The 18,985-nt window shown below is 71.3% G+C and carries 16 protein-coding genes and 1 pseudogene; 9 read left to right on the top strand and 8 right to left on the bottom strand.

All coding sequences use genetic code 11. The features are described from left to right. Positions 1 to 63 precede the first annotated feature (63 nt). Positions 64 to 489: an OsmC family protein gene (locus J7E91_RS16235; RefSeq protein ID WP_214904475.1), complete on the bottom strand. Its 426-nt coding sequence runs from the start codon at positions 487 to 489 to the stop codon at positions 64 to 66. Positions 490 to 527: 38 nt separating this feature from the next. After that, positions 528 to 1,625, bottom strand: coding sequence for a cell division protein ZapE (zapE, locus tag J7E91_RS16230; protein ID WP_214904472.1), 1,098 nt, complete (start codon positions 1,623 to 1,625; stop codon positions 528 to 530). Between the two features lie 126 nt (positions 1,626 to 1,751). Here zapE and J7E91_RS16225 point away from each other — a divergent pair, with 126 nt between their 5' ends. From J7E91_RS16225 to msrB, 4 genes are all read left to right on the top strand, one after another. After that, a complete protein-coding gene (locus J7E91_RS16225) occupies positions 1,752 to 2,534 on the top strand; it encodes a pyrimidine reductase family protein (RefSeq protein WP_214904469.1) in 783 nt (260 codons plus the stop codon). A 152-nt stretch (positions 2,535 to 2,686) separates the two neighbouring features. Beyond that, positions 2,687 to 3,157 (top strand): indole-3-glycerol phosphate synthase, encoded by a 471-nt coding sequence (locus J7E91_RS16220; protein WP_214904467.1) that lies wholly within the window; start codon positions 2,687 to 2,689, stop codon positions 3,155 to 3,157. 42 nt (positions 3,158 to 3,199) lie between these two features. Beyond that, positions 3,200 to 4,606, top strand: a complete 1,407-nt coding sequence (gene murC, locus J7E91_RS16215; protein WP_214904465.1) for a UDP-N-acetylmuramate--L-alanine ligase — start codon at positions 3,200 to 3,202, stop codon at positions 4,604 to 4,606. Positions 4,607 to 4,616: 10 nt separating this feature from the next. Continuing rightward, entirely contained in the window at positions 4,617 to 5,021 is a 405-nt protein-coding gene (gene msrB / locus J7E91_RS16210; RefSeq protein WP_214904463.1) for a peptide-methionine (R)-S-oxide reductase MsrB, read from the top strand. Between the two features lie 3 nt (positions 5,022 to 5,024). On the opposite strand, the gene J7E91_RS16205 is transcribed toward msrB, so the two are convergent. The 4 genes from J7E91_RS16205 to J7E91_RS16190 all read right to left on the bottom strand — a co-directional run bounded on the left by J7E91_RS16205 (position 5,025) and on the right by J7E91_RS16190 (position 9,804). Continuing rightward, the gene (locus J7E91_RS16205) at positions 5,025 to 5,273 is read right to left on the bottom strand and encodes a DUF397 domain-containing protein (RefSeq protein WP_214904461.1); all 249 of its coding nucleotides are present in this window, start codon (positions 5,271 to 5,273) and stop codon (positions 5,025 to 5,027) included. Continuing rightward, complete coding sequence (locus J7E91_RS16200; protein ID WP_214904458.1) at positions 5,270 to 6,115, bottom strand: helix-turn-helix transcriptional regulator; 846 nt, start codon at positions 6,113 to 6,115, stop codon at positions 5,270 to 5,272. Before J7E91_RS16200 ends, J7E91_RS16205 begins: the two co-directional genes overlap by 4 nt. Further along, a complete protein-coding gene (locus tag J7E91_RS16195; protein ID WP_251015748.1) occupies positions 6,078 to 9,296 on the bottom strand; it encodes a glycoside hydrolase family 38 C-terminal domain-containing protein in 3,219 nt (1,072 codons plus the stop codon). The genes J7E91_RS16200 and J7E91_RS16195 overlap by 38 nt, the downstream gene beginning before the upstream one ends. 118 nt (positions 9,297 to 9,414) lie before the next feature. Continuing rightward, positions 9,415 to 9,804 (bottom strand): VOC family protein, encoded by a 390-nt coding sequence (locus J7E91_RS16190; protein ID WP_214904455.1) that lies wholly within the window; start codon positions 9,802 to 9,804, stop codon positions 9,415 to 9,417. Here J7E91_RS16190 and J7E91_RS16185 point away from each other — a divergent pair. Then, the gene (locus tag J7E91_RS16185; protein WP_285439090.1) at positions 9,803 to 10,528 is read left to right on the top strand and encodes a nucleoside/nucleotide kinase family protein; all 726 of its coding nucleotides are present in this window, start codon (positions 9,803 to 9,805) and stop codon (positions 10,526 to 10,528) included. The two genes, J7E91_RS16190 and J7E91_RS16185, sit on opposite strands and share 2 nt — an antisense overlap. Positions 10,529 to 10,532: 4 nt before the next feature. After that, positions 10,533 to 11,723, top strand: a complete 1,191-nt coding sequence (locus J7E91_RS16180) for a Xaa-Pro peptidase family protein (protein WP_214904437.1) — start codon at positions 10,533 to 10,535, stop codon at positions 11,721 to 11,723. Between the two features lie 24 nt (positions 11,724 to 11,747). Here the strand turns inward: J7E91_RS16180 and treZ are convergent, their stop codons facing one another. Further along, positions 11,748 to 13,505: a malto-oligosyltrehalose trehalohydrolase gene (gene treZ, locus J7E91_RS16175; protein WP_214904420.1), complete on the bottom strand. Its 1,758-nt coding sequence runs from the start codon at positions 13,503 to 13,505 to the stop codon at positions 11,748 to 11,750. 115 nt (positions 13,506 to 13,620) lie between these two features. Here treZ and J7E91_RS16170 point away from each other — a divergent pair, with 115 nt between their 5' ends. Beyond that, positions 13,621 to 14,169, top strand: coding sequence for a DUF1707 and FHA domain-containing protein (locus J7E91_RS16170; RefSeq protein WP_214904417.1), 549 nt, complete (start codon positions 13,621 to 13,623; stop codon positions 14,167 to 14,169). 129 nt (positions 14,170 to 14,298) lie between these two features. Beyond that, the gene (locus J7E91_RS16165; RefSeq protein WP_214904414.1) at positions 14,299 to 16,527 is read left to right on the top strand and encodes an MMPL family transporter; all 2,229 of its coding nucleotides are present in this window, start codon (positions 14,299 to 14,301) and stop codon (positions 16,525 to 16,527) included. Here the strand turns inward: J7E91_RS16165 and lpdA are convergent. Further along, a pseudogene (lpdA, locus tag J7E91_RS16160) lies at positions 16,493 to 17,907 on the bottom strand (dihydrolipoyl dehydrogenase). The gene J7E91_RS16165 and the pseudogene lpdA sit on opposite strands and share 35 nt — an antisense overlap. 103 nt (positions 17,908 to 18,010) lie before the next feature. Between lpdA and J7E91_RS16155 the strand changes: the two are divergent. Continuing rightward, a complete protein-coding gene (locus tag J7E91_RS16155) occupies positions 18,011 to 18,964 on the top strand; it encodes a LysR family transcriptional regulator (RefSeq protein ID WP_214904411.1) in 954 nt (317 codons plus the stop codon). The last annotated feature ends 21 nt before the right edge of the window (positions 18,965 to 18,985 follow it).

Here is an 18,985-nt window from a genome sequence, read left to right as displayed (position 1 = left end):
CGTGAACCATGCGGGCCACACCACCTCAATCAGCGCGTCCGTCCGGCGCGTTCGCCCCGGGTTTCAGACGAGCGACGCGCTCAGCGTGATCGTCGTACCCGCCAGCGCGTTGCTGACCGGGCAGTTCGCCTTGCCTTCCTCGGCCGCCTTGACGAAGGCCGCCTCGTCCATGCCGGGGACCTCGCCCTGCACGGTGAGGTGGATGCGGGTGATGCCCTCGCCCGGCACGAAAGTGACCTCGGCCTTGGTGTTCAGGCGGGTCGGCGGGGCGCCGGCCTTGGCGAGCACGTTCGAGAACGCCATGTTGTAGCAGCTGGACTGGGCGGCGGCGATCAGCTCCTCGGGGCTGGTCTTGCCGTTCGCCTCCTCGGTCCGCGCGGGCCAGGAGACGGCGTACTCGCCGATGCCCGACGAATCGAAGGTCACGGTACCCGTGCCCTTGAACAGGTCGCCTTCCCAGACGGTGTGTGCCTGACGCGTTGCAGCCATGTCGAAAGCCCTTCTCGCGGAGGTGATCCAGGCCCAACCTACTGCGCGATCAAGCCCTTCGCGTCGCGCGCCAGCGCGGTCAGCCGGGAGATCGCCCGGAAGTACTTCTTCCGGTAGCCGCCGTTCAGCATCTCTTCACTGAACAGCTTGTCGAACGGCAGGCCGGAGGCCAGTACCGGCACCTCCCGGTCGTACAGCCGGTCGGCGAGCACGACGAGCCGCAGCGCCGTCGACTGGTCCGGCACCGGGCGCACATCGGTGAGGCAGACGGCCCGCACCTCGTCCGTGAGAGCGCCGTAGCGGCTCGGGTGGACCTTGGCGAGGTGGTCGAGCAGAAGGGCGAAGCCGTCGAGGCTGGCGCCCTCGGTGGCGTACGCCGCCCTGGTGACCTGCTCGTCGGAGTACGGGGGAGGGGCCTCGGGCAGCCCGCGGTGGCGGTAGTCCTCGCCGTCGATGCGCAGCGGCCGGAAGTGGGCCGACAGGCCCTGGATCTCGCGCAGGAAGTCGGCCGCGGCGAAGCGGCCCTCGCCGAGCTTGCCGGGCAGGGTGTTGGAGGTGGCGGCGAGCGCGACGCCCGCCTCGACGAGCCTGCGCAGCAGCGAGGACACCAGTACGGTGTCGCCCGGGTCGTCGAGCTCGAATTCGTCGATGCACAGGAGGCGGTGCCCGCTCAGCGTCTGCACGGTCTGCTGGAAGCCGAGCGCGCCGACCAGGTTCGTCAGCTCCACGAAGGTGCCGAAGGCCTTGAGCTCACGGGGCGCGGGCGTGGCGTGCCAGAGGGAGGCGAGCAGGTGGGTCTTGCCGACGCCGTACCCGCCGTCGAGGTAGACGCCGCGCGGCGCGGTGGGCGCGGCGGGCTTCTTCGCGAAGTCGAACCAGCGCCGCTTGCCCCCGCCGACCGCCGTCGCGCCGCCGAGGCCGGCGGCGAAGGTGCTCAGGACCTGGACCGCCTCGCTCTGGCTCGGCTGGTTCGGGTCCGGTACGTACGTATCGAAGCGCACCGAGTCGAAGCGCGGCGGCGGCACCATCTCGGCGACCAGGCGGTCGGCGGGAACGTGCGGTTCGCGTGCGCACAAGGACAGGGGGGCCGCTTCGGCTATGGGAGCGGACCCATGAGCGGCGGTGGAGGACGACACGGGGCTCAAGTCTAGGGGGTGCCGTTCCGGCCGGGCCGGATCAGGGCGCGGCGCCGGCCCTCGCGGGCCCGTCCGGCCCATCCGGCCCGAACGACGCCCCCGCGGGCTCCGTGCCACACTGCACGAATGCGACGCCTGTTCCCTGTGACCGACGAAACAGTCTCCGCCGCCTCCGCCGCCGACGGTGAGTGGGGCCTCGACGAGCTGGCCGACGCCTACGCGTATCCGAAGGAGCGGGGGACCTCGGGGGCCTGGCTGCGGGCCAACATGGTGTCCTCGCTCGACGGCGCCGCCCAGCACGAGGGCCGCTCGCAGCCGATCTCCTCCGACACCGACATGCGGATCTTCGGCACGCTGCGCGCGCTCGCCGACGTGGTGATCGTCGGTGCGGAAACGGTACGCCTGGAGGGTTACCGGCCGGCCCGCGCGCGCGAGGCCTTCGCGCAGCGCAGAGCGGCGGCGGGCCAGGGCCCGGCGCCCGCCATCGCGGTGGTCAGCGCGAGCCTGAACCTGGACTTCTCCCTTCCGCTCTTTACGTCGCCCCTCGTCCCGACGCTCGTACTGACCGGCGCCACGGCTCCCCTCGACGGCATCCGCGCGGCCAGGGAGGCCGGGGCCGAGGTCCTGGTGGTCGGGGACGGCGCGGCGGCGGACCCGCGGCGCGCGGTGGAGGCGCTGGCGGAGCGCGGGCTCACCCGGTTGCTCACCGAAGGCGGGCCGCGGCTGCTGGCGCAGTTCATCGCGGCCGGGGTACTGGACGAGCTGTGCCTCACCGTGTCGCCCATGCTCACGGCGGGCCGCGCCCAGCGGATCGCGGACGGGCCCGCTGTGGCGGTTCCCAAGCGATTCGCACTGGCGTCCGTCCTGGAGGAGGCCGGGTTCCTTTTCACCCAGTACCGTCGGATCTGACCGGCAGCGGAATTGACTGTTCCGCTTAGCTTTCGCTGGGCACACTTGTTCACGCAGCGTCCCGTGCGGGCACGGGGAAGGATGGTTTCCGCAGGGGGCCGGCGGCGCTATCCAGAAGCGCCGGCCCAAGAAGACAGAGAAGGGTGCCCGTCGTGTTCACGAGCGTATTGATGATCGAGAAGCCACTGTCGTCCCTCGACGTGGAGTTCGTCAGCACCCTTCACGGCGACGAAGGCGTCTCCTTCGTCGTCCTGATGCAGCCCCGTGGCGACCAGGCGGACGTGCTCCTGCGCGCCATCGACGACGTAGCGCTCGGCCAGGTCGAGGAAGCGGTACGGGAGGCCGACGAGCCCCGCGGCGAGGAGGCCAAGCCCCTCGCGCAGCGTGGCCTGGAGAAAACCCTCGAAGCGCTGCGGGCGCACGGCCACGAAGCCGTGGGCCAGGTCGTCGAGGAGCATCCGCTGGACCTCCTGAAGTCGGTCGTGTCCGAGACGGGAGCCGACGAGGTGATCGTCCTGACCGCGCCGCACTACGTCGAGGAGTTCTTCCACCGGGACTGGGCCTCGCGCGCCCGTCACAAGGTCGGCGTACCGGTGCTCAAGCTCTTCTCCCACAACGAATAGGCTGGGGCACCGCTCACACGTCACACCTTGGGAGACATACGTATGGCACCCGGCCTTCCCACCGCCATGGACCGACCGCACTTCATCGGCATCGGCGGCGCCGGGATGTCGGGGATCGCGAAGATCCTCGCCCAGCGCGGCGCACGGGTCGCGGGCAGCGACTCACGCGAGTCCGCCACCGCCGAGTCGCTGCGCGCGCTGGGCGCCACGGTCCACATCGGCCACGCCGCCGGGCACCTGGCGGACGACGCGACCTGCGTCGTCGTCTCCAGCGCCATCCGCGCCGACAACCCCGAGCTGGTCCGCGCCGCCGAACTGGGCATCCCCGTCGTGCACCGCTCCGACGCGCTGGCCTCGCTGATGGGCGGCCTGCGGGCCATCGCCGTCGCAGGCACGCACGGCAAGACGACGACGACCTCGATGCTGGCGGTCGCCCTGACCGAGCTCGGCCTCGACCCGTCGTACGCGATCGGTGGCGACCTGGAAGGCCCCGGCACGAACGCCCGCCACGGGGCCGGGGACATCTTCGTCGCCGAGGCGGACGAGAGCGACCGCAGCTTCCAGAAGTACGACCCCGAGGTCGCGATCGTCCTCAACGTCGAGCTGGACCACCACGCGAATTACGCCTCGATGGACGAGATCTACGACTCGTTCGAGACCTTCGTCGGCAAGGTCGTCCCCGGCGGCACGCTCGTGATCTCCGCGGACCAGCCCGGAGCGGTGGAGCTCACATCCCGCCTGCGCGACCTCTCCACCCTCAAGATCGTCACGTACGGCGACTCCCCGTCGGCCGACGTACGCGTGCACAAGGTCACCCCGCGCGGCCTGACCAGCGAGGTCACGGTCCTCCTCGACGGCCGCTACCTCACCTTCACCGTCTCGGTCCCCGGCAGCCACTACGCCCACAACGCGGTAGCGGCCCTGACCGCGGGCGTGGCCCTCGGCATCCCGGCGCACAACCTGGCCTCCGCCCTCGGCAAGTACACCGGCGTCAAGCGCCGCCTCCAGCTCAAGGGCGAGGAGAACGGCGTACAGGTCATCGACTCGTACGCCCACCACCCGACCGAGATGACCGCCGACCTGGAAGCCATGCGCGGCGCGACGGCGTCCGACTCCTCCTCCGGCCGCCTCCTGGTCGTCTTCCAGCCCCACCTCTTCTCCCGCACCCAGGAGCTGGCCACCGAGATGGGCCAGGCCCTGGCCCTCGCGGACGCCTCGCTGGTCCTCGACATCTACCCGGCCCGCGAGGACCCGATCCCCGGCGTCACCAGCACGCTGATCACCGACGCGGCCCGCAGGGCCGGCGCCGACGTGACGCCGGTCGCCGACAAGGCGACGGTCCCCGACGTGATCGCGGGAATGGCGAAGCCGGGCGATCTTGTTCTCACGATGGGCGCGGGTGACGTCACGGACCTCGGCCCGGCCATCCTGGCCCGCCTGTCGAACTGAGGAGCGCACCATGTCGTACGACGTCGACAAGCCCGACGAGCAGTGGCGCGCGGAACTGACCCCGGCCGAGTACGCCGTCCTGCGCCAGGCCGGCACGGAGCCCGCCTTCGTCGGTGAGTACACGGACACGAAGACGGCCGGCGTCTACTCCTGCCGCGCCTGCGGGGCGGAACTCTTCCGCTCCGACACGAAGTTCGAGTCGCACTGCGGCTGGCCGTCGTTCTATGACCCGAAGGACACGGACGCGGTCGAGCTGATCGCCGACACCTCCCACGGCATGACCCGCACGGAGGTCCGCTGCGCGAAGTGCGGCTCGCACCTGGGCCACGTCTTCGAGGGCGAGGGCTACCCGACCCCGACGGACCAGCGGTACTGCATCAACTCGATCTCGCTCCGCCTGACCCCGGACGCCTGACTGTCAGGCGTCCTGGGCGGCGTACGAGACGAAGCCGGTCCAGGCGGCGGGGGAGAGGGCGAGGTGGGGGCCCTGCTTGTCCTTGGAGTCCCGGACGTGGACGGTGCCGGGGCAGGTGGCTACCTCAACGCAGTCGTCGCCGGATCCGCTGCTGTAGCTGGACTTGTGCCAGGAGAGGGCCACTTCGACGCAGGAGTCGCCGGATCCGCTGCTGTAGCTGCTCTTGAACCAGACCAGTTCTGTGGTGCTCATGCTGCTGCTCCTCGCATCCGCCGCAACAGGCTCACGGAGTCTTCAAGGGAGAGAGCCTGTGAGCGCATCCTGGCATACCGCATCTGGAGCATGCTGACCACTTTGGGGACGGAGATGAACTGGCCGCTTTCCTGCCCTTCGCAGTAGCCGAACAACCGGTTGCCCGGGGTCTCCAGCAACTGCATCGGGCCGTGCAGCCCCGCGTGGTTTTCCTGTACCTGTGGCATCACCTGGATCTCGATGTTCCTGAGCTCGGCGAGGTCGAGGATGTGGTCGATGAGTTCCAGGGTGACCGCCATTCCGCCCGTGCGGCGCAGGAACAGGTGCTCTTCGAGGATGAAGCTGTACGAGGTGTTCGGCCGCTCCCGCAGCAGTAGCTGCCTTTCCGTCCGTGCGGCGAGCTGCGCCTCGATCTGATCGTCGCCCAGGGGAGGAAGCTGATTGACGAACAACGTCCGGGCGTACGCCTCCGTCTGCAACAGCCCCGGAATCAACCGGCATTCGTACGTGTAGAGGCTGATCGCCTCCGCCTCCAGCCGTGCCCACTGCCTGAACCACGCCGCCAGCCCCGGCTGGCGCGACAGGTGCCGTGCCGACCTCCGCAGTGCCCCGGTGTTCCCGAGCACCTCTTCCGCTCGCTCCACGAACGCCTGGTCCGGCATGCGGCGGCCCAGTTCGATCGACGACACCGTGTGTTTGGAGAACTGCACCAGTGAGCCGAAATCCTCCCGGCTCAGCCCCGCGTGCTCGCGCAGGGCCTGCACCACCGCCCCGAAGGTCTTCATGCTGTCCGAGCACTCCGGCTCACCGCTGCCCGTACCCTCGCCCGTGCCGTCCGCCATGTTCGGCCACCTCTCGCGCACCTGCCCCGTCCCCGACCTCAACCTGCCCAGGATTACAGCCGGTTACGACGGATGGCCACTCCGTGTCCGCGTACGCTGACGCCGCGTACGCGGCGGCAGCGCCTCGATGTGTACGCCGCCGGGCACTCAGTGCCGCGCGTGCCAGACGCAGCGTCAGGATCTGGAACGGACGCAGGGCCACCTCCAGTGAGCCGTCTTCGTCGAGTTCGTACGCCGGTGAGTCCGCCAAGGGGCGCTCCAGCAGGTCCGTCGCCGTCACGGACGTGACCGGGAAGCCGGGCGTGAGCGTGGTGGACGCCCGGCCGCCCGCCGCCTCGTAGAGGCGCACGATCACATCGCCGCCGCGGTCCTCCGCCAGTTTCACCGCCTCCACGACGACGCGGGCGTCGTCCGACGTGACCAGCGGCCCGACAGGGGTGCCGGCGCCCCTGACCGTACGCTCGGGCAGGTTGATCCAGTGCCCCTCACGCACCGCGTCGACGACCGTCGCGCCCGGCGCCAGTGCGAAGCGCAGGCGGTGGGCGCCCTGGTCGGTCGCCGGGTCCGGGTAGCGGGGGGCGCGCAGGAGGGAGAGGCGGACGGTCGTGGTCTGGCCGCCGTCCTCGCGTACGGTGCGGGTCACGTCATGGCCGTACGTCGAATCGTTGACGATCGCCGCACCCCAGCTCGGCTCCTCCACCTGGATCCACCGGTGCGCGCAGATCTCGAACTTGGCCGCTTCCCACGAGGTGTTGGTGTGCGTGGCGCGGAAGACGTGCCCGAACTGCGTCTCGGCGGCCGACCTGTCGGCCTTCACATCGAGCGGGAAGGCCGCCTTCAGGAATGTCTCCGTCTCGTGCCAGTCCACGTCCGTCTCGATGTCCAGGACCTTCGCGCCCGAGCGGAGGGTGAGGCGCTGTACGGCTGCCGAGTCGCCGAAGGAGCGCGAGACCGTCACCACCGCCCGGTCGTCCGTCGACTCGGTGAGGGCGACGCTGTCGGCCTCCACCAGGTCGGTCACGTTGTGGCGGTAGAACGCGTCGACGTCCCACGCGTCCCACATGTTCGGGAAGTCGGGGTGGATCTGGAGCAGGTTGGCCGCCCCGCCGGGCGCCACCGCTTCCCGCGCCGCCCCGACGTCGTACGCCGAGACGACGAGCCCCCGCGCGTCGACGACGATCCGCAGCAGGCCGTTGGCGAGCGCGTAACCGCCGGATTCGAGGCTCACCGCCGTGACCGGGTCCGACGTACGGGGCGGTGGGACCGCCGCGCCGCCCGCCGGGATCGAACGGCGGGCATGGGGTGCGGAGTTGAAGGTCACCGCCGACGATCCCGCGCCCGCCAGTGCCCTCTGCGCCGCCGCGGTGATCGCCTCCAGCTCCTCCCGCACCCGCGCGTACGTATCCCGCGCCTCCCGGTGCACCCACGCGATCGACGAGCCCGGCAGGATGTCGTGGAACTGGTGCAGCAGGACCGTCTTCCAGATCCGCTCCAGGTCGTCGTACGGGTACGGGAAACCGGGGATGCGCACCGCCGCCGTCGCCGACCACAGCTCCGCCTCCCGCAGCAGCGACTCGCTGTGCCGGTTCCCCTGTTTGGTCTTCGCCTGCGAGGTGTACGTACCGCGGTGCAGCTCCAGATACAGCTCGCCCGCCCACACCGGCGCGTCCGGATACTCCGCCTCCGCCTTCGCGAAGAAGGCCGAAGGCCGCTCCACCGACACCCTCGGCGACCCCTCCAGGTCCCGCAGGCGTTCCGACCGCGCCAGCATCTCGCGCGTGGGTCCGCCACCGCCGTCACCCCACCCGAAGGGGGCGAGGGAGCGCGAAGCCCGGCCCTTCTCCCGGTAGTTGCGGGCCGCGTGCGCCAGCTGGGCGCCGCCCAGGTCGGAGTTGTACGTATCGACGGGAGGGAAATGCGTGAAGACGCGCGTGCCGTCGATGCCCTCCCACCAGAAGGTGTGGTGCGGGAACCTGTTGGACTGGCTCCACGAGATCTTCTGCGTCAGGAACCACTTCGAGCCCGACAGCTTGACGAGCTGCGGCATCGCCGCCGTATAGCCGAAGGAGTCCGGCAGCCAGACTTCTTTCGTTTCGATGCCGAACTCGTCGAGGAAGAACTTCTTCCCGTACAGGAACTGACGGGCCATCGCCTCTCCGCCCACCATGTTGGTGTCCGACTCCACCCACATGCCGCCGACCGGAACGAACTGCCCGTTCTCGATCTTCTCGCGCACCTTCGCGAACACTTCCGGCCGGTGCTCCTTGATCCAGGCGAGCTGCTGCGCCTGCGACATCGCGAAGACGAAATCCGGGTGGGTGTCCATCAGGGCCACCATGTTCGAGCAGGTACGGGCCACCTTCCGTACCGTCTCGCGCAGCGGCCACAGCCACGCCGAGTCGATGTGCGCGTGCCCGACGGCGCTCACGCGGTGCGCGGACGCGTTCGCGGGCGAGGCGAGGACACCGGTCAGCTCCGCACGCGCGCGGGCGGCCGTACCCGCGACATCGGCCAGGTCGACAGCGTCCAGCGCGCGTTCGACCGCCCACAGGATCTCCCAGCGGCGCGCGTCGCTCTCCGCCAGCTCGTACATCAGCGAACCCAGCACCTCCAGGTCCTGGACCAGCTCCCACACCTCGGCCTCGAAGACCACCAGGTCCACGCGCTCCACGCGGTACAGCGGGTCGGCCGACGCCGTCAGCCTGTCCCCCTCGTATGTCGGCGTCTGGCCGGCCAGCACCGGATTGGAGGCGGCCTCGACGTACAGCAGCACCTCCTCGCCGCCCTCGGCCGGGCTTTTGATCCGCACCCAGTCGTTGAACGGGTTGAGGGCTTTTACGGCCTCTCCGTCGGGCCGGTAGACCAGGCCTTCGCACTGGAAGCCCGGCATCTGCCGGTCGAAGCCGAGGTCGATGACGGCCTCGACGGTACGGCCCCGCCATTCGTCCGGGACCCGCCCCGTGACCCTGAACCACGTGGTGCCCCACGCCGGGCCCCACGGCTGCCCCGCCGCAGCCGGCTCGTACACGGCCGACAGGCCCTCCGCCACCGGGACCGGCTCGCCGGGGGCCTCCCACTTCTCGATGGTCATCGGCAGCGGCCGGGAGCGTACGGCGGGCTTGACGCGCTCCGTGAGGACGCGGCGCAGACGGTGTTCCACGATGCTTCGGTCGTCATGCATGAGGTGACTCCGATGGTGGGGTGGGTGCGGCGGACGTCGTTCGGGCCGGTCACCTCGGTGATACCCAGTGCGGCCGTTGTCCGGCGTCCTACCCGTCCTTACCCCCCGCGGCCTGCCCTCAGGCGGGCTGGAGAAGGTCCCAGCGGTTGCCGTACAGGTCCTCGAAGACCGCGACCGAGCCGTACGCCTCATGGCGCGGCTCCTCCAGGAAGCGGACGCCCGCCGCCGTCATCCGGGCGTGATCGCGCGCGAAGTCCTCGGTGTGCAGGAAGAAACCGACGCGCCCGCCCGTCTGCCCGCCGACCCGCGCGAGCTGCGCGTCGTCCTTCGCGCGGGCCAGCAGCAGCCCCGTACCGGCCGCGGACCCGGGCGGACGCACGACGACCCAGCGCGAGCCGTCGCCGCGGTCGGCGTCCTCGGCCAGTTCGAAGCCGAGGGCGCCGGTGTAGAAGGCGATGGCGTCGTCGTAGTCACGGACGACGAGGGTGACGAGAGCGATGTGCGGCATGGGCTTCTTCCTACCCCACGCCCCTTCCCGCCGTCACAATGCCCGCATGGAACCGCACCGCCTTCTCGACCGCGCCCGCCGTCTCGTCACCCCCGGCCGCCGCCGGATCCTCGGCATCGCCGGGCCGCCCGGGGCAGGCAAGTCCACCCTCGCCGCGCACCTGGTCGACCACCTCGACGGGCTCGCCGTACTCGTCCCCATGGACGGCTTCCACCTCGCCGGAGCCGAGCTGGAGCGCCTCGGGCGTACGGACCGCAAGGGCGCACCCGACACGTTCGACGCCGCAGGGTACGCCGCCCTGCTGGCGCGGCTGCGCACCCCCGGTTCACCGGACACCGTCGTCTACGCGCCCGCTTTCGACCGTGCGATCGAGGAACCCGTGGCCGGCAGCATCGCGGTGCCGGGCCCGCACGACGTACCGCTCGTCGTCACCGAGGGCAACTACCTGCTGCTCGACGAGGGCCCCTGGGCGCTGGTACGGGACCTGCTCGACGAGGCCTGGTACCTCGAACTCGACCAGGAGGAGCGCGTACGCCGCCTCGTGGACCGGCACGAACGCTTCGGCAAGCCACGCCCGGCCGCCGAGCGCTTCGTCCACGCGTCGGACGAGGCCAACGCACGCCTGGTCGCCGAGGGCCGGGACCGCGCCGACCTCGTCGTGACGTTCGCCCCGAAGGCCGCTCCACAATCGGCTGGCGGGGACGCCGGGCGCCGGGCAGGATGAGGCCATGTCCTCCGCGCCCCGGCCTTCCGCACCCGCACCCGCATCGGCATCCGCATCCGCGTCCGCGTCCGCGCCCGCCCCCGCGCCCTTCACCGCCGACGACTACCGCGCCCGGATGGACCGCGCGGTCCGGTCGGCCGCCGAAGCCGGCCTGGACGGCGTACTCGTGGCGCCCGGACCCGACCTGGTCCACCTCACCGGCTACCACCCCCCGGCGGACACCGAACGTCTGACGCTGCTCGTCCTGTCCGTGGAACACGACCCCGTACTCGTCGTGCCGACCCTGGAGGCACCGGACGCCGAGCAGGCCGCCGGAGCCGCCGCGTTGACCCTGCGCGACTGGACGGACGGCAAGGACCCGTACGCCGTCACCGCGCCGCTCCTCGACTCCAACGGCCGCTTCGCGGTGAGCGACAACACCTGGGCGATGCATCTGCTCGCCCTCCAGCAGGCACTGCCCAGCACCTCGTACGTGTCGCTGACCGCCGCCCTGCCCATGCTGCGGGCCGTCAAGGACCCGGCCGAACTGGCCCGGCTGGAGGCGGCGGGCGCCGCCGCGGACGCGACGTACGAGGAGATCCTCAGGGTCCGCTTCTCCGGGCGGCGCGAGACCGAGGTGGCCGCGGAACTCGCCCACCTGCTCACGCAGTTCGGTCACGAGCAGGTCGACTTCACGGTCGTCGGCAGCGGACCGAACGGCGCCAACCCGCACCACGAGGCCGGCGAGCGCGTCATCGAGCGGGGCGACACGGTCGTCCTCGACTTCGGCGGCCTCAAGCACGGTTACGGCTCCGACACCTCCCGTACGGTCCATGTCGGCGACGGCCCGAGCGCCGAGGAACAGCGCGTCCACGATGTCGTACGGGAGGCGCAGCAGGCGGCGTTCGAGGCGGTGCGGCCCGGCATCGCCTGCCAGGACGTGGACCGGGTGGCGCGCGCGGTCATCACCGAGGCCGGGTACGGCGACCGGTTCATCCACCGCACCGGACACGGCATCGGCGTGACCACGCACGAACCGCCGTACATGATCGAGGGCGAGCGGCAGCCGCTCGTACCCGGCATGTGCTTCTCCATCGAGCCCGGCATCTACCTTCCGGGGCGCTTCGGCGTACGCATCGAGGACATCGTGACCGTCACGCAGGACGGCGGGCGCCGCCTCAACACGACGGCCCGCGAGATGGCGGTCGTTGGCTGAGACCTGCTGCCGGCCGTGCTGTGGTCAGCTGCCGGCGGGGCCCAGTACGACACAGGACTCCGGCGGCAGGCGCAGCAGCCCGTCGGCGCCCGGTGCGTCGACCGGCTCCCAGGCCGCCAGTACGCGGCTCAGGCCGTTGCGGCCGAGGCCGATCGTGGCGGACGTCTTCGAAAGGTTCACCGCGACGCGGATGTCGCCGCGCCGGAATGCCAGCCAGCGTGCGGCCTCGTCGTACGCGACCTTGACCGCCGCCAGGTCCGGGTCGGCGAGGTCGGGCCGCTCGCGGCGCAGCGCGATCAGCTCGCGGTACCAGGCCAGCACGCGCGCGTGCGGCTCGTTCTCCTGCTCCGACCAGTCCAGGCAGGAGCGTTCCCTGGTCCGTGGGTCCTGCGGGTCGGGGATGTCCTCCTCCGCCCAGCCGTGCGCGGCGAACTCCCGCCTCCTGCCCTCCCGTACGGCCTGCGCGAGCTGCGGGTCGGTGTGGTCGGTGAAGAACTGCCAGGGGGTGCGGGCCGCCCACTCCTCGCCCATGAAGAGCATGGGGACGTACGGGCCGGTGAGGACGAGCGTGGCGGCGCAGGCGAGCAGGCCGGGGGAGAGGGTGGCGGAAAGGCGGTCTCCCAGGGCCCTGTTGCCGATCTGGTCGTGCGTCTGGGCGTAACCGAGGAAGCGGTGCGCGGCGGTTCTCGTGCGGTCCACGGAACGGCCGTGAACGCGTCCTCGGAACGTCGAATACGTACCGTCGTGGAAGAACACCCGGGTCAGCGTCTTGGCGAGCGCGCCGAGGGGAGCGCGGGCGAAGTCGGCGTAGTAGCCCTGGGACTCGCCGGTGAGAGCGGTGTGCAGGGCGTGGTGGAAATCGTCGTTCCACTGAGCGTGCAGACCGAGCCCCCACGACTCGCGCGGGGCCGTCGTGCGCGGGTCCCCCTGGTCGGACTCGGCGATCAGGAAGAGCTTTCTGCCCACCTCGGCGGAGAGCGTGTCGACGGCCGTGGACAGCTCTTCGAGGAACGTCAGCGCACGGGTGTCCGCGAGGGCGTGGACCGCGTCGAGCCGCAGTCCGTCGACGCGGTAGTCGCGCAGCCAGGCGAGCGCGCTGCCGAGCAGATACGCGCGCACCTCGTCGGATCCCGGTGCGTCGAGGTTGACGGCCGAGCCCCAGGGGGTGTGGTGGGTGTCCGTGAAGTACGGGCCGAAGAGGGGCAGGTAGTTGCCGGAGGGGCCGAGGTGGTTGTGGACGACGTCGAGCACGACGCCGAGACCGAGGGCGTGCGCCGCGTCGACGAACCGCTTGAGCCCTTCGGGACCGCCGTACGGCTCGTGCACGGCCCACAGCGACACGCCCTCGTACCCCCAGCCGTGCGTTCCCGGGAACGGGCACACGGGCATCACCTCGACGTGGGTGACGCCCAGCTCCGCCAGATGGCCGAGCCGCCGGGCGGCGGCGTCGAAGGTGCCCTCCGGGGTGTACGTACCGATGTGCAGCTCGTAAAGGACCGCGCCCGCCAGTGGGGCGCCGCCCGGCCAATCCGTCCGCCACTCATGGGCGTTGTGGTCCACGACGGCGCTGAGGCCGTCGGGGCCGTCCGGCTGGCGGCGGGAGCGCGGGTCGGGCAGAACAGGGCCGCCGTCCAGGCAGAAGCCGTAACGCGCCCCGTCACCCGCGTCGGCGTCCGCCGTCCACCACCCGTCCCGCGCCGGATCGCGCTCCATGGCGTACGTGCCGCCCGCCAGCTGAAGCTCTGCCCGCTCGGCCTTCGGTGCCCACACCTCGAACCGCACTGGTGGCCCCTCTCGTCGACGATGCCGTCACCCATGGTGCGTCAGGCGAGCATGATCCGCAGGTACATCTTCTTCTTCTGGACACTTGTGCCCCGGCGGCCCGACAATCAGGTCTGTGACGTCCTCCTTCGAGTTCCACACGTATCCCGCTCGGCTGTCCGACGCCGAGCGCGACCGTGTCCTCGGGGTGCTCAGAGAAGGCGCGGCCCAGGGCAAGTTGTCGCACGACACCTTCATACGCCGGATGGAACTCGCGCTCGTCGCCCGCCGGTCCGACGAACTGGCCGTACTCACCTCCGATCTGGAGACCGACAGCCGCTGGGCGCGGGGGCTGTTCGGCGCGGTGGAGCGGGCGTCGGCGTTCACGGTGCGGCTGCGCAGGGCGTGGCAGTCGGAGCGGCTGCCGAAGCTGCTGTTCCCCGAGCCGGGCCCGTACCCGCTGAGGATCGGGCGCGACCCCGCGAACGGACTGCGGCTCAGCCACGAGACGGTCTCGCGCGTGCACGCCGAACTGTCCGCGCAGGGCGGCATGTGGACCCTGCGCGACCTCGGTTCGACCAACGGGACGTCCGTCAACGGGCGGCGGGTCACGGGAGCGGTCCTGGTGCGGGACGGGGACCAGGTCAGCTTCGGGCGGATGACTTTCCGGCTGTCCGCACGCTGAGCCGGGGCTGCCCGCAGGGGGCGGGGGTGGGGTTAACCGCAGGAGACTCCGGCCGCTGGTACCAGTGACCGCGAGGGGCCCGGACCGGGACGCTGATCAAGAAGCAAAGGCGTCCTCGGAGGAACCACAATGGCCGGCAGCGGGCAGCCGATCACGGTCACCCTCGCGCGATGGTGTGCCACGCATCCATGGCGAGCCATAGCAGGGTGGCTGGTGTTCCTCGTCGTCTGTGTCGGCGCGGGCAGCGCCGTGGGCATGAACAAAGGGCAGTTCTCCGACTTCTGGATCGGTGAGGCCGGGCGGGCCGAGGCCATCGCCGCCGACGCAGGGCTCACACCCGCGCCCGTCGAGCGGGTGCTGATCACGGCCGAGCACCGCGGGAAACCCGACGCCGCTGCCGCCGAAGACGCCGCACGCGATGTGCGGCGACGGATGGAGAACCTGCCCGCTGTTGTATCGGTCGCCGCGCCGAAGGCCGCCGCGGACGGCTCCGCGCTGATGGTCGCCGTCACCCTGCGCGGCGACAAGGAGACCGCCAAGGAGGATGTCGACGCACTCCTGGAACAGACCGAGGCCGTACGGAGCGAACACCGTGGCCTGCGGGTCGAACAGACCGGCAGCGCCTCGCTCTCCAACGGGGTCAACGACAAGCAGGGCAAGGACCTTCAGCGCACCGAGGCGATCAGCCTGCCGGTCACCTTCCTCATCCTGTTCGTCGTCTTCGGCTCGGTCCTGGCAGCCGGCATACCGGTACTGCTCGCCCTCTTCGCCTTCGCGGGAGCGGTGGGCCTCTACGGTCTCGCCTCCTGGATCACCCCCGACGCCGGCGGGGCGGCGCTGAGCGTCATCTTCATGCTGGGCATGGCGGTCGGCGTCGACTACTCGCTCTTCTACCTCAAACGGGCCAGGGAGGAGCGCGAACGCACAGGAGGCACGATCAGCCACGCCGCCGCCGTCGAACTCGCCGCCGCCACCTCGGGGCGCGCCGTCGTCGACTCGGGTCTGGCGGTCGCCCTCGCGCTCGGCGGCCTGTACCTGATGGACGACGTGATCTTCTCGTCGATCGCCACCGGGGCGATCCTGGTCACCCTTGTCGCGGTGGCGGGATCGCTGACCGTACTGCCCGCGCTGCTCGCCAAGCTGGGACACCGGACGGACGGCCGCCGGGCGCGACGCCGTGCGGCCCAAGGTGCCCGTGCCCCGGAGCAGAGCCGCATGTGGTCCGCCCTCCTGCGGCCGGTCATGCGCAGGCCGCTCGTGACCCTGCTCGCCGGACTCGCCGCCACGGCGGCGCTCGCCCTGCCCACCCTCGGCATGAAGCTCGGCACCGAGGGCAAGGACACGTTCCCCGACAGCGTGGCCGCCATGGCGACGTACGACCGGCTGACGGCCGCCTACCCGGCCGACGGGACCGCGCACCTCGTCGTCGTACGGTCGGACGCCGCCCACGCCGACGAGGCGAAGGCCGCCCTGCGCCGGCTCGCCGACCGGACCAGCGGCAACGAACTCTTCGCCCGGGACGGCACCGCACCGCGGCTGCGCACCTCCGAGGACGGACGTTCCGCGATGCTGACGCTGCCCGTCCCGTACGCCGAGAACTCCGAGGCGGCGGACCGTTCCCTGGCGCTGCTGCGCGGTGAACTCGTACCGGCGACCGTCGGCAGGGTGGCGGGCACCGAGGCCGCCGTCAGCGGCGAGATCGCCTACGGCGCGGACTACGCGGCGCACCAGGAGAAGAGGCTGCCCTGGGTGATCCTCTTCGTGTCGCTGGCGACCCTCGCCCTCATGTACGCGGCGTTCCGCTCCGTCGTCATGGCCGTGCTCAGCGTGCTGCTCAACCTCGCGGCGGTGCTGGTCTCCTGGGGCGTACTGACGCTGGTCTTCCAGGGCACCTGGGCCGAGGGACTCCTCGGCTTCGAATCCACCGGATTCGTCGGCTCCCGTACACCGCTGCTGGTCTTCGCCATCCTGGTGGGCCTCTCCACCGACTACCAGATCTTCGTGGTCAACCGGATCAAGGAGGCCGTGCGGCGCGGGGCGGCGACCCGCGAGGCCGTGGTGGACGGGATCACGGGCTCCGCGAGTGTCGTCACGAGCGCCGCGGTCATCATGGTGTCGGTCTTCGTCAGCTTCCTCTTCATCGACCGCATCGAGATGAAGCAGATCGCCGTGGGACTCACGGTGGCGGTGCTCTTCGACGCGATCGTGCTGCGCGCGCTGATCCTTCCCTCGGCGATGGCACTCCTCGGCGACCGCTGCTGGGGCCGCCCGCGAACCACCGCACCCGGCCCCGAGACCCCGCCCGGCGACCTGCCCCGCCCCGCTACCGCTGATGCAACGCCCGCCCGGCGAGGGTGAGGAAGGTTTCACCGACCGCCTCGGAGAGCGTCGGGTGGGCGTGGATGTGGCGGGCCACGTCGGCGGGCTCGGCGTCCCAGCCGACGATCAGCTGGCTCTCGGCGATCATCTCGGAGACGTGCGGTCCCACGAGATGGACACCGAGCACCTGCCCGCCGCGCGCGGCGACGACCTTCACCACGCCGCCCTGACCGTGCACCATGCCCTTGGCCACCGCGGTCAGGGGCATGGTGTTGACCACCACGTCGTGGTCGCGGCCCCGTGCCTCGGCCTCGCTCAGACCCACCGAGGCGGTCTGCGGCGAGGAGTACGTGACCCGGGGAACCGCCGCGTAGTCCACGGGCGGCGACGCGACACCCGCCAGCGTCTCGGCCGCCAGCAGACCCTCCGCGAACGAGGCGTGGGCCAGCCCGAGCGAGGGTGGCGGCAGGAGGTCACCGACCACATGGATGCCCGGTACGGCCGTCTCCAGCCGGGACCAGTCGGCGGGCACGACGAAGCCGCGCTCGTCGGTGGCCAGTCCGGCCGCCGCCAGGCCGAGACCGTCGGTCACGGGGGCGCGACCCACGGCGACCAGCAGCCGCGCGGCCTCGACCGTACGGGTCTCGCCGCGCGAGGTGCGGACATCCGCCCGTACACCGTCGTCGAGCACCGTCACGTCCAGCAGCCGCGCGCCCACCCGCACGTCGATGCCGCGCTTCTTCAGACCTCGCGTCAAGTGGCGGGAGACATCGGCGTCTTCGAGCGGTACGAGCCGTTCCGCAGCCTCGATCAGGTGACCTCGGCCCCCATGGAACGGTGGAACGAGGCGTACTCCACGCCGATCGCGCCACCGCCGAGCACCAGTACGGACGCCGGCAGCCCGGGCGCGAACAGCGCGTCGTCGCTGGTCACGACGCGGCTCCCGTCCGGGGGCAGCCCCGGCAGCGTACGAGGCCGGGACCCGGTCGCCAGGACGATGCCGCGGCGCGCGGTGAAGGCGCCGCCGCCTCCGCCTGCCACCCGTACACTCCGCGCACCGGTCAACCCCGCGCTGCCCCGCACCACTTCCACTCCGGCATGCGCGAGGTGCCCCTCGACGCCCTTGTGGTTGCGGGACACGATGTCGTCCCTGGTGGCCACCAGCGCCGGCCAGTCCACCGACTCCAGCGTCGCCTTCACCCCCCAGCGCTCCCGCGCCTCCGCGATGCCGTCGACGAGTTCGGCGGCGTGCAGCATCGCCTTGCTGGGGACGCAGCCACGGTGCAGGCACGTACCGCCCACCTTGTCCCGCTCCACCAGGACGACCTTCAGGCCGAGGGACGCGGCGCGCAGGGCGGTGCTGTAACCGCCGGTGCCGCCGCCGATCACGACCACATCGGTTTCATGAGCTTCAGTCATGACATCAGCGTCCGCCGGTCCTTGTCATGAGTCCAAGGCAATGTTTCTCTGGCATCGATGCACAGTCCTTATGGGAGCCTTGTGGGAGGGAGTGGGTGGCCGGATGAGCCTGCGGCAGATGGAGTACTTCGTCACCGTCGTCGAGGAGGAGTCCTTCACCAGGGCCGCCGAGCGCCTGCACGTCACGCAGCCCGCCCTCTCGCACCAGATCAAGGCCCTGGAGAAGTCCGTGGGCGGCGCGCTGCTGGAACGCATGCCGCGCGGCGTACGGCTGACCGTGATGGGCCGCGCCTTCCTGCCGCACGCCGAACTCGCCGTGCGCAGCGCCGTCCAGGCTCAGCGTGCCGCCAGGGCCGCCGCCGGGGCCGAGGGCGGCGAGCTGCACATCGCCACCCTCCACTCGGTCGCCGTCGGCATCCTCCCCGACGTCTTCGCCCGCTGGCGACGCGCACACCCGGGCGTGGCCCTGGTGCTGCACGAGTACGCGACGACCGAGGCGCTGGAGGAGCAACTGGAACGGGGCGTCGCCGATCTCGCGGTCGGTCCGGCCCCGTCGCGCCAGTGGCAGGGCCCCGTGGTGCCGGTCGGTGAGGAGGAGATCGTGCTGGTCGTCGCCTTTGACGACCGCCTCGCGGGCCGTACGTCGGTACGCCTCACGGAGCTGGCCGACCGCACCTGGGTGCGGTGCGCGATGGAAGCGGTGATCGACGGGCAGCGGTTCCTCGACTGGGCCTGCGCCGAGGCGGGCTTCGTACCGCGCACGGCGGTACGCACCGAGCACACCTCGACGGCGGTCCGCATGGCCGCGGCCGGTGTGGGCGTCGCCACCGCGCCGTCGCACGTCGTGCGGGGAGCTGTGGGTGAGGACTGCGTGGTGCTCCCGGTCGACCCGCCCTGGCGGCGCGCCCTGACAGTCTTCTCCCGCGTCGAGCTCACGGGCGCGGCGGCGGCGTTCGCGGATGTGCTGTGCGACGCGTGGCCGTACGGAAAGCCCGGATCCTCGAACGCCGGAGGGGCTGGATGGTGCTCAGCCACTTCCAGCCTGTCCGGCGTTTGAGGACACGCCCGTAGGGCGTCC

The sequence above is a fragment of the Streptomyces sp. ISL-99 genome (assembly GCF_018614005.1).
In the GTDB taxonomy this organism is placed as follows: domain Bacteria; phylum Actinomycetota; class Actinomycetes; order Streptomycetales; family Streptomycetaceae; genus Streptomyces; species Streptomyces flavidovirens.
Note: the sequence above shows the minus strand (reverse complement) of the source record. Positions and strands in the feature narration are given on the sequence as shown.

Excerpts from the sequence above, each read along its gene's own strand:
- J7E91_RS16235 (WP_214904475.1), bottom strand. The coding sequence starts at position 489 with ATGGCTGCAACGCGTCAGGCACACACCGTCTGGGAAGGCGACCTGTTC.
- murC (WP_214904465.1), top strand. The coding sequence starts at position 3,200 with ATGGCACCCGGCCTTCCCACCGCCATGGACCGACCGCACTTCATCGGC.
- J7E91_RS16185 (WP_285439090.1), top strand. The coding sequence starts at position 9,803 with ATGGGCTTCTTCCTACCCCACGCCCCTTCCCGCCGTCACAATGCCCGC.
- J7E91_RS16165 (WP_214904414.1), top strand. The coding sequence starts at position 14,299 with ATGGCCGGCAGCGGGCAGCCGATCACGGTCACCCTCGCGCGATGGTGT.
- J7E91_RS16155 (WP_214904411.1), top strand. The coding sequence starts at position 18,011 with ATGAGCCTGCGGCAGATGGAGTACTTCGTCACCGTCGTCGAGGAGGAG.
- J7E91_RS16205 (WP_214904461.1), bottom strand. The coding sequence starts at position 5,273 with ATGAGCACCACAGAACTGGTCTGGTTCAAGAGCAGCTACAGCAGCGGA.
- msrB (WP_214904463.1), top strand. The coding sequence starts at position 4,617 with ATGTCGTACGACGTCGACAAGCCCGACGAGCAGTGGCGCGCGGAACTG.
- J7E91_RS16180 (WP_214904437.1), top strand. The coding sequence starts at position 10,533 with ATGTCCTCCGCGCCCCGGCCTTCCGCACCCGCACCCGCATCGGCATCC.
- J7E91_RS16190 (WP_214904455.1), bottom strand. The coding sequence starts at position 9,804 with ATGCCGCACATCGCTCTCGTCACCCTCGTCGTCCGTGACTACGACGAC.
- J7E91_RS16200 (WP_214904458.1), bottom strand. The coding sequence starts at position 6,115 with ATGGCGGACGGCACGGGCGAGGGTACGGGCAGCGGTGAGCCGGAGTGC.
- J7E91_RS16225 (WP_214904469.1), top strand. The coding sequence starts at position 1,752 with ATGCGACGCCTGTTCCCTGTGACCGACGAAACAGTCTCCGCCGCCTCC.
- J7E91_RS16195 (WP_251015748.1), bottom strand. The coding sequence starts at position 9,296 with ATGCATGACGACCGAAGCATCGTGGAACACCGTCTGCGCCGCGTCCTC.